General features: G+C 45.4%; 7 protein-coding genes. 5 read left to right on the forward strand and 2 right to left on the reverse strand.

Going from position 1 to position 14,071, the window contains the following annotated elements; translation table 11 throughout:
* Positions 1-724: 724 nt before the first annotated feature.
* The 3 genes from AAE02nite_RS08115 to sucC all read left to right on the forward strand — a co-directional run bounded on the left by AAE02nite_RS08115 (position 725) and on the right by sucC (position 9,405).
* Positions 725-6,604 carry an Ig-like domain-containing protein gene (locus tag AAE02nite_RS08115; protein WP_146896836.1) on the forward strand — a complete coding sequence of 1,960 codons (5,880 nt, stop codon included), beginning with the start codon at positions 725-727 and terminating at the stop codon, positions 6,602-6,604.
* Positions 6,605-6,893: 289 nt separating this feature from the next.
* Positions 6,894-7,985 carry a glycoside hydrolase family 113 gene (locus AAE02nite_RS08120; protein WP_246150889.1) on the forward strand — a complete coding sequence of 364 codons (1,092 nt, stop codon included), beginning with the start codon at positions 6,894-6,896 and terminating at the stop codon, positions 7,983-7,985.
* A gap of 229 nt (positions 7,986-8,214) precedes the next feature.
* Positions 8,215-9,405, forward strand: a complete 1,191-nt coding sequence (sucC, locus tag AAE02nite_RS08125) for an ADP-forming succinate--CoA ligase subunit beta (protein ID WP_146896838.1) — start codon at positions 8,215-8,217, stop codon at positions 9,403-9,405.
* A gap of 104 nt (positions 9,406-9,509) precedes the next feature.
* Here the strand turns inward: sucC and AAE02nite_RS08130 are convergent, their stop codons facing one another.
* Positions 9,510-9,926 carry an organic hydroperoxide resistance protein gene (locus AAE02nite_RS08130; RefSeq protein WP_146896840.1) on the reverse strand — a complete coding sequence of 139 codons (417 nt, stop codon included), beginning with the start codon at positions 9,924-9,926 and terminating at the stop codon, positions 9,510-9,512.
* An 853-nt stretch (positions 9,927-10,779) separates the two neighbouring features.
* Between AAE02nite_RS08130 and AAE02nite_RS08135 the strand changes: the two genes are divergently transcribed.
* The gene (locus AAE02nite_RS08135) at positions 10,780-11,598 is read left to right on the forward strand and encodes a hypothetical protein (RefSeq protein WP_146896841.1); all 819 of its coding nucleotides are present in this window, start codon (positions 10,780-10,782) and stop codon (positions 11,596-11,598) included.
* A 362-nt stretch (positions 11,599-11,960) separates the two neighbouring features.
* Entirely contained in the window at positions 11,961-12,263 is a 303-nt protein-coding gene (locus AAE02nite_RS08140) for a sll1863 family stress response protein (protein WP_146896843.1), read from the forward strand.
* Between the two features lie 81 nt (positions 12,264-12,344).
* Here AAE02nite_RS08140 and paaN read toward each other — a convergent pair whose 3' ends face one another.
* Complete coding sequence (gene paaN, locus AAE02nite_RS08145) at positions 12,345-14,012, reverse strand: phenylacetic acid degradation protein PaaN (RefSeq protein WP_146896846.1); 1,668 nt, start codon at positions 14,010-14,012, stop codon at positions 12,345-12,347.
* Positions 14,013-14,071: the final 59 nt, after the last annotated feature.

A 14,071-nucleotide genomic window follows, 5' to 3' on the forward strand; every position in this document is an offset into this window, starting at 1 on the left:
AAAATAACATTGCGGTTTTTTTGTATATACAAATAAAAATTGGATAATATTTATCTATAATAAATATATAAAATATTATATTCTACAAACTTATATTCAATCATTAATCATTGTACCTACCGCAAGTATTTCCTCGCTCACTATTTAAACACTCAAATTAGGAATCGATATAAATATTTGGCCTTTTTCTGCATTTTTTCTAAAAATACTACCCCATTTTGCTTTTAAATTTTTATAGAGTAGGTTTGCGGCGGTAAAAATAACCCGACAGCAGTTTTCAAACTTTTATTATACGTTATGGATTATGTAAAGTTTCGACAAAGTCGATACGGTTAAAAAAAATAAAAAAGTGCAATCAATCTTAATAAAGGGGCAAACCCCGGAAATATTGCTTATTCCTTGACTTTCAAAAGGTTGCAGAACAGAGCAATAAGAACAATGTTTTAGCTTTTTTTGACCGATAGCAGAAAATTTTGGTACAGTAATCAACTTTTTTATGCTTTGTCTTTCTACACTTACTTTCCGAATTCATTTTTACCGCTCATAGAAAGACAAACCAGTTACAAAAAGCTTACAGGAGAGTTTAGAAAATCAGCTACACACTCCTATTAAAACTTTTTCGGTTATCCCTTAAAATTAAAAATATCCAATTACCATTTACCAACATTCAAATTTCAGTCTATCGAAAAAAATCTACAGAAACTTTAATTAAATCAGTGCTATAATGTCCTTAATACTACCCAAAACACAGCCAAGACGACGACAGCAAATCCTACGTCTTTTAATCGTTCTTCTAACCTGGGGCAATTTCCTCTCTCTACAAGCGCAAACTACTTACCCTGCCATACCGCGCATAACCAAACCTAGTCCGGAACCGGCTGCTCCCGGCGATGCCTTTACACCTCCTGTTAGTGGCGCAGCTTCATCTTCCGCTCCTCAGGCCGCTGAGTGGACCCGCACGGCCGGCCCCGATGAATCAATTGTACTTACCGGAGTAAACTTTTCGCGGTATACCGGTACCGATGAAGGAAAAGACACCCGTTTCCTGATCTACGGCCGGAATTCAACTCAGAAAGAAGCGCAGATTCAGCGCTTGGATAATGACAAGGCCGTCATAACAATGCCAAAAGATTTACCGGGCTGGTCGATGTATCTGATTTGGCCCGGCAACGAAGCGGGGTACGGCGCCCCTATTGCCGTAAACAAAACCGATGTTTGGTGGGCCGGGCCTGAGAAAGCAACCCGCAACCAAACTGTATCGGTGTTTGGCCGAAACTTAGCCCAGAACAATGACACCCTGCGTTCTTATGTGTACCTGAAAGCAGTTGGTGGCGGCGGCCAATGGGTTAATATTACCGATGTAAACCCTTACCGGGTAGATTTTACGGTACCATCTGGTTTACCAAATGGCGAATATGAAATTTGGGCTCATAATGGACATGGTGGCCAGTACGGCTGGAGCGGCCCACAACCATTAACTATTTATGACGGGCCGCAATGGACCAGCACCGTTTTTAACGTTAAAAATTATGGTGCCGCCGGTAACGGCTATAATAACGATACCGATGCCATCCGGAAAGCGATTGACGCAGCCCGCCAATCGCCGGGTGCTACAGTTTATTTCCCGGCCGGCACTTACATGATAACCAGTTACCTGCACATTTATAATGATGTAAAATGGAAAGGCGATGGCCGAAACAACACGATCGTTAAATGCGCTCCTAACTTTTACTCAGAATACGGCATGGTATTCGGCAATGTGGCCCGAACCTTTTCGATTAGCGACATGGGCTTCGACACGAATAATAACTTCCGGGGTAACCGCGATAAACCCATTATTCTGCGGGATTGCCAGGATGTTTGGATAAACAACGTTCGGTTTAATTTTAAAGGATTTAACCTGCTGGATCTGCACAACAGCCGCCGGGTATTTATGACCAATACCGATCATATTGGAATTTCTACCTTCCTGGGAAATTGCTCCCAGCTTTTTATCGATCGGAATAACTTCTACATGACCAACGACAGCGACATGGCCCTGCACACCTGGGGCGGTGCCGGCATCAGCATGACCCGCTCTACCTGCCGCGATTTAGATAATTCCAATTTATCAAGTGGTGCTGGTTGGGGCAAAGGCCGGTTCTTTGTAGGAAATGGCTCTTGGGGCAGCAACCACTTAACTTATTTAGCCAATAATATTACTTACGATCTTACGCCCCGGCCAGCCGGCGACGTAGATCAGAACTCCGGCGAGCAATTTTTATGGGAAGGTAACCTGGCTTCCTGGGCTGGCTATCCTTCTTCATCTTCGGCCACTTCTACCACCCTGAATGGGCTTAGTGGCTATACCAACGAATCTAACTCTAAGTATGTAGCAATTGTAAAAGGGCGAGGCTTGGGCCAGACCCGCCGGATAATTACCAACAGCGGCGGTATCATAACCCTGGATGAACCCTGGAACGTACTTCCGGATGCCAGCAGTTACATGGTGGTAGGTGATTTTGCCGACCGCATTGCCATTTACAAAAACTACTTCGATGGTAAAGACCGGGCCTCTACCAGTCCTACCCATATTGCGGCCGCGGCTGTTGAGCCATTTGGCGGTTCCTTTAACGTAATTGCCGATAACAACATCATGAATGATTTGCGGCAGGGCATTGCCAACTGGTCCACGCAGCACACCACGGGGATGGATCCAAACTATTTCAACCTCTTCACCAACAACACCATGCGGAATGTGCGGTGGGGAATGTACAACGAAGTAGGTCGTTTCTCCAGAAACGAAGGTACGTTTATGCTGGGAATAACTTACCGCAACAACACGGTAGAATCGGCGGTAGTATCTGGTTTCTACAACAGTTTGCCCCAGGCAAGTGGGGTATTAAACGCCAGTGTTTACGAGCATAACGCCATAAATAATGCTCCGCAGGGTTTAATTACCGGCCAAGTAGGATTAGCCAATTTGCTTTTCTATAAAAATAATTTCAACGGGGTAAGTAAAGCCCTGCCAGTCGGCACTAAAATGGCCTTCCGGGAAAATAGCTATTCTGGCGTTAGTCAAATTTATGACGGTTTACTGCCCGGTGCTATAATTGAAGCGCCCCAGCACGTAGTTGATATGGAAGGCAAAGCAGGCGGCAGCGCGGTTAAAACAAATTTTGTTTTATACAACGCTGGCTATACCGCTATGAATTGGGCTGCCACCAGCAGTGCTACCTGGCTTACCTTTTCTGCCAACGGTGGTACTATTGAAGATGAAAGAGGCATTAGCCTGATAGAACTGACCGCCAATCCGGCAGGCTTACCAATCGGAACCCATAAAGCAACCATTACCGTTACTGCCGGTGCCCTCACCGAGAAATACACCGTAGAACTGAAACTAACCGCACCGAACAATGGGGTTACGATTACCGCTCCTACCGCCAATGCTGTATTCGGCGCATCTGAACAGATTACGATAACGGCTACCGCTGCAGACGCTAATGCACCAATTGCAAAAGTTGAGTTTTTTGCCGGTTCTACCAAGATTGGCGAAGACCTGAGCAGCCCTTATAGCTTTACGTGGACCAATGCCCCGGCGGGTACACATTCGTTAACAGCCAAAGCAACTAATGGCAGCGGGCAAGTTACCACATCGGCCGCGGTTAGCATTACCAAAACAACTAATGCCGAACCAACCATTGCCCTCACAGCGCCAACAGCCAACAGTAGTACTGCCGCTCCGGCCACCTTTAATATTTCGACCAATGCTTCGGATTCGGATGGTACTATTACCAAAGTTGAATTCTTTAACGGCAACACCAAAATAGGCGAAGACCTGAGCAGCCCTTATTCGTTTAGCTGGTATAATGTGTCCATTGGTACTTATTCAATAACGGCCAAGGCTACCGATAACGCGGGTAGCGTTACCACCTCGGAGCCAATAATGGTTACCGCCTTAACGGCTACGGCTCCTACTGTTTCGATTGTAACGCCCGGCGATAACAGCACCATCTATGCGCCTACCAATGTGCATATTTTAGCCAATGCAGAACTAACCAATGGCAGTATCAGCCGGGTAGAATTCTATGCCAACGGTAACAAGATAGCGGACCGGGGTTATGCACCTTTTGAAATACACTGGATGAACATCCCAACCGGTATTTACACCATTACGGCCCGGGCTTACGGCAGCAATGGCGCAGTAGGCACCTCGGCGCCGGTAAAGTTTAATGTGGTAAATTATGGAACAATAATAAATACTTCCCCTACGGTTAGTATTGCATCGCCAACCACTACCAGCAGCTTTAAGGCACCGGCGGGCATCTCTATTACCGCCAATGCCTCTGATGCCAACGGTTCTATCAGCAAGGTTGAATATTTTTATGGCACTATTAAACTGGGTGAAAGCACCACGGCGCCTTATTCATTTAACTGGAATAATGTAATTGCCGGTACTTACGATATTACAGCTAAAGCTACCGACAACGCCGGTACTTCTGCTACTTCGGCTCCCGTAACGGTTACTGTTGGCACCTCCAATACCACTAACAGTGCTGCGCCAACGGTAAATATTACATCGCCAACCGCCAGCACCAGTTTACTGGCGCCAGCCATCATCAATATTAGCGCGAATGCAGTAGATTCGGATGGTTCGGTGAGCAAAGTAGAGTTTTATCTAGGAAGTGTAAAGTTAGGCGAGGATACCAGCAGCCCTTACAATTTCACCTGGCAGAACGTGGCGACGGGTAATTACTCGTTAACCGCTAAAGCAATCGATAATACAGGACTTTCTTCCACTTCGGCTCCGGTTAATGTAACGGTTCAAACGCCTTTAGCAGCACCAGCCGCACCAGCCGCACCCGCGCCGGCAGCACCTGTTGTAGCACTAACCTCGCCTAGTACCAGCAGCAGCTTTATCGCCCCGGCTAGTGTTAGCCTGGCGGCTAATGCCAGCGATTCGGATGGCAGTGTAAGCAAAGTAGAGTTCTTTAACGGCACTACTAAACTGGGCGAAGACCTGAGCAGTCCGTACAGCTTTACCTGGAGCAATGTAAGCGCCGGTTCGTACACCCTTACGGCCAAAGCAACCGATAACGCGGGCTTGTCCACCACTTCGGCTCCGGTAAATATTACCGTGGCGCCGGCAACTACCACCACAGCACCGGCGCCGGTGCCTGCTCCTGCCCCAAGCACAGCTGGTGTTACCATTGCAATTACAGCTCCGGTTACCAATAGTTCGCAGGTAATTCCAACCAACTTATATTTGGCTGCTAACGCCACTACCAATGATGGTGGCATCAGTAAAGTTGAATTCTACAATGGTTCAACTAAACTGGGAGAAAAAACCTGGGCACCTTATGAGATTTACGTAATAAACGCCGCAGCCGGTACTTATACCATTACAGCTAAAGTTTTTACCACTAGTGGCATTACGGCTACTTCTGCACCGGTAACGGTTTCGGTATTGACTCAGAACAGTACCGCATCTGCACCCGCGCCGGCAGCACCTGTTGTAGCACTAACCTCACCTAGTACCAGCAACAGCTTTATCGCCCCGGCCAGTGTTAGTCTGGCGGCTAATGCCAGCGATTCGGATGGCAGTGTAAGCAAAGTAGAGTTCTTTAACGGTACTACTAAACTGGGCGAAGACCTGAGCAGTCCGTACAGCTTTACTTGGAGCAATGTAAGCGCCGGTTCTTACACTGTTACGGCCAAAGCTACCGATAACGCGGGCTTGACCACCACTTCGGCTCTGGTAAATATTACCGTTGCGCCGGCTACTATTACCGCTCCTGCACCAGCTCCTACTACGACGGCTTGTGCCGGCACCGGAAGTATTTCTTACGACTATTGGTTAAATGTACCGGCCTGGTATGGCGTTTCGCAAATACCCGTTAACACCACCCCTAACGGTTCAAGAAAACAAACTTCATTTAGCAGCCCTGCCAACGTAGCCGATTACTTTGGTGCCCGGATGAGGGGTTATATTTGCCCGCCAACCTCCGGTAACTATGTCTTCTACATCGCAGGCGACGATCAGGCTGATTTGTTTTTAAGTACCGATGATAATCCTGCCAATAAACAGATGATTGCTTATCTGAGCAGTACGACCGGGGCGGATCAGTATACCAAAGATGCCTCGCAGCAATCTAAAACTGTCTATTTGCAAGCTGGCCGTCGTTATTATATCGAGGCTTTGCATAAAGAAGGAGTTGGACTGGATAATGTAAATGTAGCCTGGAAACTGCCGGATGGTACCATGCAGGCTCCGATTGCCGGTGCGCACCTGATGCCTTTTGAATCTACCAGTTTACTCACTGCCAGAAATCCAGCAGGATCGGAAGAATTCTTCGCTACTGGTACAGACAAGGCTTTAAGTGCTTATCCAAATCCATTCACCGCCAGTACAGCTATTGAATTCTCTTTGGCTAAAGACGAAGCCTATACCCTGAGCATTTTTGATATGAAAGGCGCGCTGATTAAAACCATGCAAAAAGGTAATGCCAAAGCCAACGAGTTAGTGCGGGTAACGTGGGAGGCCGGCAATTTGCCTTCCGGCATCTATGTGGCCAAACTCGTTACCAAAAGCGGCGTTCAGAATGTTAAGATTGTGCGGGAATAACGTTTAATCTTTAGTTTTTAACTTCAAAAGGAATCTGCCGGGCAGATCTCCTTTTCCTAAAAAGCTCTAGCCGTTTAAACCGGTTAGAGCTTTTTTTATCGGGGTATACCTAAGGTGGTAGTAATCCTAACAACTGTAGCTAGAAATGCATCCACCTTGGTTAAAACAAAAGCTATAAACGCCCACTACCGGTTTTGCAATTATAAATAAATATTATTTACCGGCTACCTGATGGTATAAACTTATAAAATTTATAACTTGAATTTTAAGGAAGTAATCTTAATGAAAGATGGGGAAAAAAGGCAAGTTGTTTCTGTTTGGCGCTACCCTTTTAAGCCTGGCTTTTATTTGCTGGATATTTAAAGTACCCGGCAAGGGCACTCTGAATGAGCATGCTTCTAACGCCTATTGGCCTCGTCAGCAAATTATGCGCGGCGTAAGTTGGGTTGCCGCCGACTCGGTAAGCGTAGAGCAACTCCAACAATTAAAACAAAATAATATTCAATGGATCTCACAAACGCCTTTTGGCTGGCAGGGCGCTTATAATTCTCCCGAAATAAGATTAAAAACCAATGCCTCCCGCGCATTTTGGGGTGAAAGCGATCTGGGTCTTATTCATACCACCCGCCAGGCAAAAAAATTAGGCATCAAAACTTTATTAAAACCGCACATCTGGCTGCACGATCGCTCGGGCAAATGGCTGGGCGACATAGACATGTCCACCGAAGCCCAATGGCAGGAATGGTTTGCCAATTACCGGACTTTTATTTTACACTATGCCCAATTGGCCCAGCAGGAACAGATAGAAGCGCTCTGCATTGGTACTGAACTGCACAAACCGGCCGTTACCCACGAGGGAGCCTGGCGCAAATTAATTAAGGAAATCCGCCAGGTATATAGTGGCCAACTCACCTATGCCGCTAACTGGTACCTCGAGTATGAAGAAATAAAATTCTGGGATGCCCTGGATTTTATCGGGGTCCAGGCCTATTTCCCACTCACCCAAAACAATAACCCTAATCTATTGCAATTAAAAAAAGGTTGGGAAAAGCATTTGCCGGACCTGGCCAGGCTATCTAAGCGATACAAAAAGCCTATTGTTTTTACTGAGGCCGGTTACAAAAGTACGCCCGACGCGGGCATAGAACCCTGGAAGTGGCCGGAGCGTGGTGCCCTCGCCGATCTTCCCGAGGCAAAGGCGACCCAGGCCCTCTGTTACGAGGCCATGTTCCAATCGGTGTGGCACCAGCCCTGGTTTGGCGGTATGTATATCTGGAAGTGGTACCCCCAGCTTAGGGAAAACAGGAGTTACCACGGCGATTTTACGCCCCAAAATAAACCGGCTGCGCAAGTCCTGGCGCAATGGTATGCCAAACCATAATTGGTTGTTCGTTGGTCGTTATCTGTCGGTCGGTATTAGAAATTAGCGGTAATCGTGCTAGTAACTGCTTAAACCAAGGTAAATTGGTCATAAATTATTACCGAATTCCGCCTAACGTAAATAACGAATCAGAATTTACCGAACAACGAATAACGGTTAACGAATAACGAATAGTGTTTGAATTTAAAAGGAATATGATTTACTTTCGTGCCGGATAAAACCTGAACCTATGAACATACACGAATATCAAGGTAAAGAAATATTAAAAAGCTACGGCGTACGTATCCAGGAGGGCATTGTGGTCCGGAACCCGGACCAGGCAGTGGAAGCCGCCAAACGCTTAACCGCCGAAACCGGAACGGGCTGGCACGTAGTTAAAGCGCAGATTCACGCGGGTGGCCGCGGTAAAGGTGGTGGTGTAAAGCTGGCCAAAAACCTGGATCAGGTGCGCGACCATGCCAAAGCTATTTTGGGCATGAACCTGGTAACGCACCAAACCGGCCCCGAAGGCCGCACAGTGCATAAAATATTAATTGCCCAGGATGTGTATTATCCGGGTCCGTCGGAGCCAAAAGAATTTTATCTGAGTATTTTGTTGGATCGGGCTAAAGGCCGCAACGTAATTATGGCCAGCACCGAAGGCGGTATGGACATTGAAGAAGTTGCCGAGCACTCTCCGGAAAAAATATTAAAAGAGTGGATAGATCCACGGGTAGGTTTGCAGCCTTTCCAGGCGCGTAAAGTAGCTTTTAACTTAGGCTTAGAAGGCGAGGCATTTAAGGAAATGGTTAAATTTATTCAGGCCTTGTATCGCGCTTACGAAGATACCGATGCTTCGCAGTTTGAAATTAACCCGGTTTTAAAGACCTCTGACAATAAAATATTAGCCGTTGACGCGAAAGTAAACCTCGACGATAACGCCCTCTACCGGCACAAAGCTTTTGAAGACTTACGCGACCTGAACGAAGAAGATCCGCTGGAAGTAGAAGCCAGTGCTCATAACCTGAATTACGTAAAACTGGACGGTAACGTAGGCTGTATGGTAAACGGTGCTGGTCTGGCCATGGCTACCATGGATATTATTAAATTATCCGGCGGCGAACCAGCCAACTTCCTCGATGTAGGCGGCAGTGCCAATGCCCAAACAGTAGAAGCCGGCTTCCGGATTATCTTAAAAGATCCGAACGTAAAAGCTATTCTGATTAATATTTTCGGGGGTATTGTGCGTTGCGACCGCGTAGCCAACGGGGTGGTAGAAGCTTATAAAAATATTGGGGATATCCGGGTACCGATTATTGTGCGCCTGCAAGGCACCAACGCCGAAGAAGGCGCCCGCATCATCGACGAATCTGGCCTGAAAGTTTACTCCGCTGTTTTATTAAAAGATGCCGCAGCGCGGGTAAAAGAAGTATTAGCCTAAATTAAAAAAGAAAATATTTCATATCATTTAATATTACTTACAAATAAAGAACCGCCTCAGAATACTAAGGCGGTTCTTTATTTTATAGCGCAACTTAAAACTACTTACACCACATTTAGCTCTACATTTATATTGCCGCGGGTTCCTACCGAGTACGGGCAAACTTCATGCGCCTGGTGAACCAGCTTTTTAGCCTGTTCCTTATCTAATCCTTTAACATCCACATCCAGTTTTACACTCAAGCCATAATTACCATTATCCAGTTGGTTCAGGCTTACGTGCGCCGTTACCGTCGAGTCTTTTTCTAAACGCACCCGCTCCTTGCCGGCTACCAGCAATAAAGCACTCTGAAAACAAGCCGCGTACCCCGCCGCAAATAATTGTTCCGGGTTGGTACTACCGCCTTTACCTCCTAAACCCTCCGGCACTGTAACCGGTAAATCAATTATACCATCCGATGAGGTAACGTGGCCGCTGCGGCCGCCGGTAGCGGTAACCTCTGCCGTATATAAAGTCTTCATAGCTTTTAAATTATTAAAGGGTTAAACGTAACAGCTTACTAAACCCATTTTAATCTTTTTTGTTTTGCATCATAAGAAAAATCGTGGCGCAAGCAATATCCTGAATACTGATTATGCTTTGAGCTATAACCACAACAGCCAATAATTAGCGTACTGAATTACTGGTAGACAAAATGGCAAAGGTAACCCGTTAAAAGTGCTGGAGTAAGGTGAATACCCGGAAACTTCGGCCAAAGCATTTATAATAATAGTAAAGCGAAAAGCCTTTCGATCTGCCATCTATAATTACTGGAAAAGTAATTCTGCTCCGGAATGCTAACCCAGTCAGCTTTAAGCGAATTTATCCTCCTTTTTCTCAAAACATCCGCTGACTAAGCAGGTCTCTAAACTTCTTTCAACCGGGCTTTTTAGTTTTTTGTAAATAAAAATTTGAAGCTCTTTACGGGAGAAGGCTTTTTATCATAACAAAAACCTTTTAAAGTAATCTGGCAAAAGTCAAAAATAATATATAAATATAAGTATAAATAACTATAGGAAATGAAATATACTTTGTATTACTTGCATCCATAATTTATTCAATAAGGCTAAATATATCAGGGTGTCCTGGCAAGCCCAGGCAGGATAAATTATTTCCGGTTTATTCCGCAAAAGTGCCTATATATAAAGGAAAACAACTGGAGGAGCATAACGAAACAGATAAACTTAGATAAGCTAAAATCTGCGTGAACAATTAAGTTATAATAAAACTTATAAACACCCTTTCCAAATTTTGGAAAATTTACCACTACAAAAATTACACTAATTTTTAAATCATTATATCTATAAGCCTAACCAACTTTTTAAATTTTATTCTATGCAAAAAATATCTACCCTACTCATTGCCTTATTTATGGCAAGCGCCATTTTCACTTCCTGTAAGGAAAACGAAATTGATGGTCCTAAGACGGAAACCGACTGTGCTACCTTAAAGGAATGGACTGATAACCAGGGCAAGCGCGTCCTGCTGAATCAATATGCCTTTAACGGTGACAAAATATCTAAAATGACCCATTTTGGTTTAGATGGTAAAAAAACCGAGAGCTTAGCAGAATACGATAACCAAGGCCGGTTAGTAAAAATTTCTGATAAAATAAGCAGCGAAGGAGTTGATGCGGGAACGCAGTATTTAACCACCTTTGCTTATTATAATGATGGTACCTTGAGCCAAACTGATTACTATAAAGTGGAGGATGGCAAAAATAATCTGCTCCAAACCCGTATTTTCTATTACGAAAATAATAAGGTAACTAAATTAGTTTCGAGTGGCGGAGTACATTGGCGTTATGAGTACAACGAAGGCGGCAATGTAACCAAAACTTACTTCCAGCCGGCCAGCGGTGCTGAATATTTAGAAGAAGAATACACCGCTTATGATGATAAATTGCTAGCCAACTCATTACCAAACGTGGTGGTTTTGCAAAACATCAGCAGTTCATCGGCAGGTTTAAATTTCAGCAAAAATAATGCGATAGCTTACAAAGTTTACAACCCCGATGGCAGCTTAAAAACCGCTTATAGCTTCAACCGGGCGTATAATCCGGCCGGCAGCCAAACCAAAGTGGTTAACACCACAATTACCGGCGGTACTACGGCTACTGCTACTGTAGAAACAGAATATCCTACTTGTAAATAATTATTTGGCTACCCTTATAAAAAAGCAGGCCCGTACTAGCTGTTGCGCAAAGCAGGAATATCAAAAGGCGATTACTGGCAGCTAGCCGGGCTTAATTTAACCAGCTTATTTTATTATAAATTTAAATCACCCAATAACCTGTAGAGCTGCTTTACAGGTTATTGTTTTTGATCTGGCTAACAGTTGCTTCTGATTGCGGGCGTTGCCGTTAGAATATTTAATCCGGCCGCTTTTAGGAGTGCATTCTGATTACTTTTTAAATCTTTTTTCCGGAATATAAGTAATTATCTTAATCAGTGTTTCTGCTTTATAAAAGCGGAACATCAGAACGATAAAAATTACTAAACTAAATTACTATACTTATGACCTTATATCCGCCAAAACCAGAAAGCGTACGGGCGCCGGAACATCTAAGCCACGAAGAAATCAGAAAAAGCCTGGAAGAATTAGATGGCAAAATAAAAATATTGCAAGGCCGGGCACATGCTACCACCGCCGACTCAAACCATACTTACCATGAGCATATTGCGGCTCTGGAACGTAAGCGGAGTTTAATTGCCGAGAAACTAAATGCATCGGCCAACGACTCCAACCAAAGTACCTGGACCGATATAAAAAATGGTATTGATGGTTTAGCCGATGATATTAAGAAGATCTGGCAATAATTTTTATTTAACCTGTACAACAAAGCAAAAGCCAGCTTCTTAGCTGGCTTTTGCTTTGTTGTACAGCGCGTAAGCGGCACCTTATTCCCGAACGGGCTCCCGGAAACCCACCCAGGTAAATCGTTTCACAATAAATTCGGGATTAGTAAAAGATGCATTACCCGCCGGATTACCGCCCGTTACATGAAAATCGGAGAAACTGGCATGCTGGTTCAGGTAAATATTGCCCGTTAAATTAAAGCTAACCGGAGTTCCGGCCAGGCTCATTTCGTCTTTTATCTGCTCTTTTATATCGGAGTTGGTAGTATACGCGCCGCACGAGATAGCGCCGTGTTCCTGGGCCAATTCCTTCGCCAAAGCAATCGACTCCTCCGTATTCTGGGTTTTAATAACTAACGCAATAGGCCCGAAAAGCTCCCGGTTATAAACTTCTTTGGCGCTGGCCGGCACCTCGTAAATAACCGGTGAGCACAACCGGGCCCCGGCAAACTGCGGGTTAGCTAAATCGCAAGTGGTTAAAAGCGGCTTACCCGGTATATTTTCCATATCCTTTACCCGCTGGGCAGTAACCGGGCTTTGGATAGCCCCCAACACGTGTGGCCCCACCTTCGGATTATTAATGAGTGCACTTACGGCATCGGCAAATTTCTGCACTACCTGTTCGTACGGAATCTGGGTTCCGTTTACGTTAAGGCCCGATTCGGGAATGAAGAAGTTTTGCGGCGCGGTACACATTTGCCCGGAGTACAACGAAACCGAAAATGCCAGGTTTTGCATTACTTTATCTAAATCCGAAGCAGAATCCAGGATAACCGAATTAACCCCGGCTTTTTCGGTAAACACTATTTTGCCAGGTAAACTTTCGAGGTAATTGCCAAAGGCGGTATTGCCGGTATAATCTATTATTTTAACGACTGGATGTTCGGCCAGATCTTTTGTGATTAACCGGTCGTCGGGGTCTACGGCGAGCTGGCAGATTTGCGGGTTCAGGCCATGCGTTGCTAAGGCTTTCTGCACTTCGGCCACTATCAGCGCCATGGGCAACACGCTTTTAGGGTGCGGTTTCACAATCACGGGGTTGCCCGTTATCAAACTGCCAAACATGCCGGGTACGGTATTCCAGGTCGGGAAGGTAGAGCAGCCAATGGCCACCGCTACCCCTTTGGGTACCGCCACCCAGGATTTCTGTAGCTTCAGGTTATATTTACCCATTGGTTTTTCCCAGTTAGCTTCTTTCGGAAAACGGTTTAACTCTTCGTAGCCGGCTGCAATGGCTTCCAGGGCCCGGTCGGCGGCGTGCGGCCCCGAAGCCTGAAATGCCATCATAAAAGCCTGACCGGTGGTGTGCATGGTAGCATACGCCAACTCGAAAAAGCGATTTTGCAAATTGCTTAAGGCATCGAGCAGGATAGTAGCGCGGGTATCGGCCGGCACTTTGCGCCATTGGTGAAAGGTTTCCTGGGCATGCGCAACCAACTTACCCGGGCTGAAATACGGATACTTAATACCCAAAGACTCCTGCGTATAAGGCGATTCCTCCTGCCCTACCCAAGCTTCGGGCTCGCCTTGCCTTAACTCCTCATAAGGTTTATTTAACAGGTTATTAAATAGCTTCTGGCCTTTTGCATCGGCATCCGCGCCATAATTATCCGGCGACGGGTTTTCCGGGAAGCCGGCAAAATAAGTACGGTCGTGCAAAGCATTAATAGCTTGTTTTAATATTTGCTCGTGTTCATTTAAGTCTATCATACAGCGCTATATTTTTGGAGTAACTCAGAAAAGAATAAATAAACCGGTACTTTTTACCA

The sequence above is a fragment of the Adhaeribacter aerolatus genome (assembly GCF_007991635.1).
GTDB classification, from domain to species: domain Bacteria; phylum Bacteroidota; class Bacteroidia; order Cytophagales; family Hymenobacteraceae; genus Adhaeribacter; species Adhaeribacter aerolatus.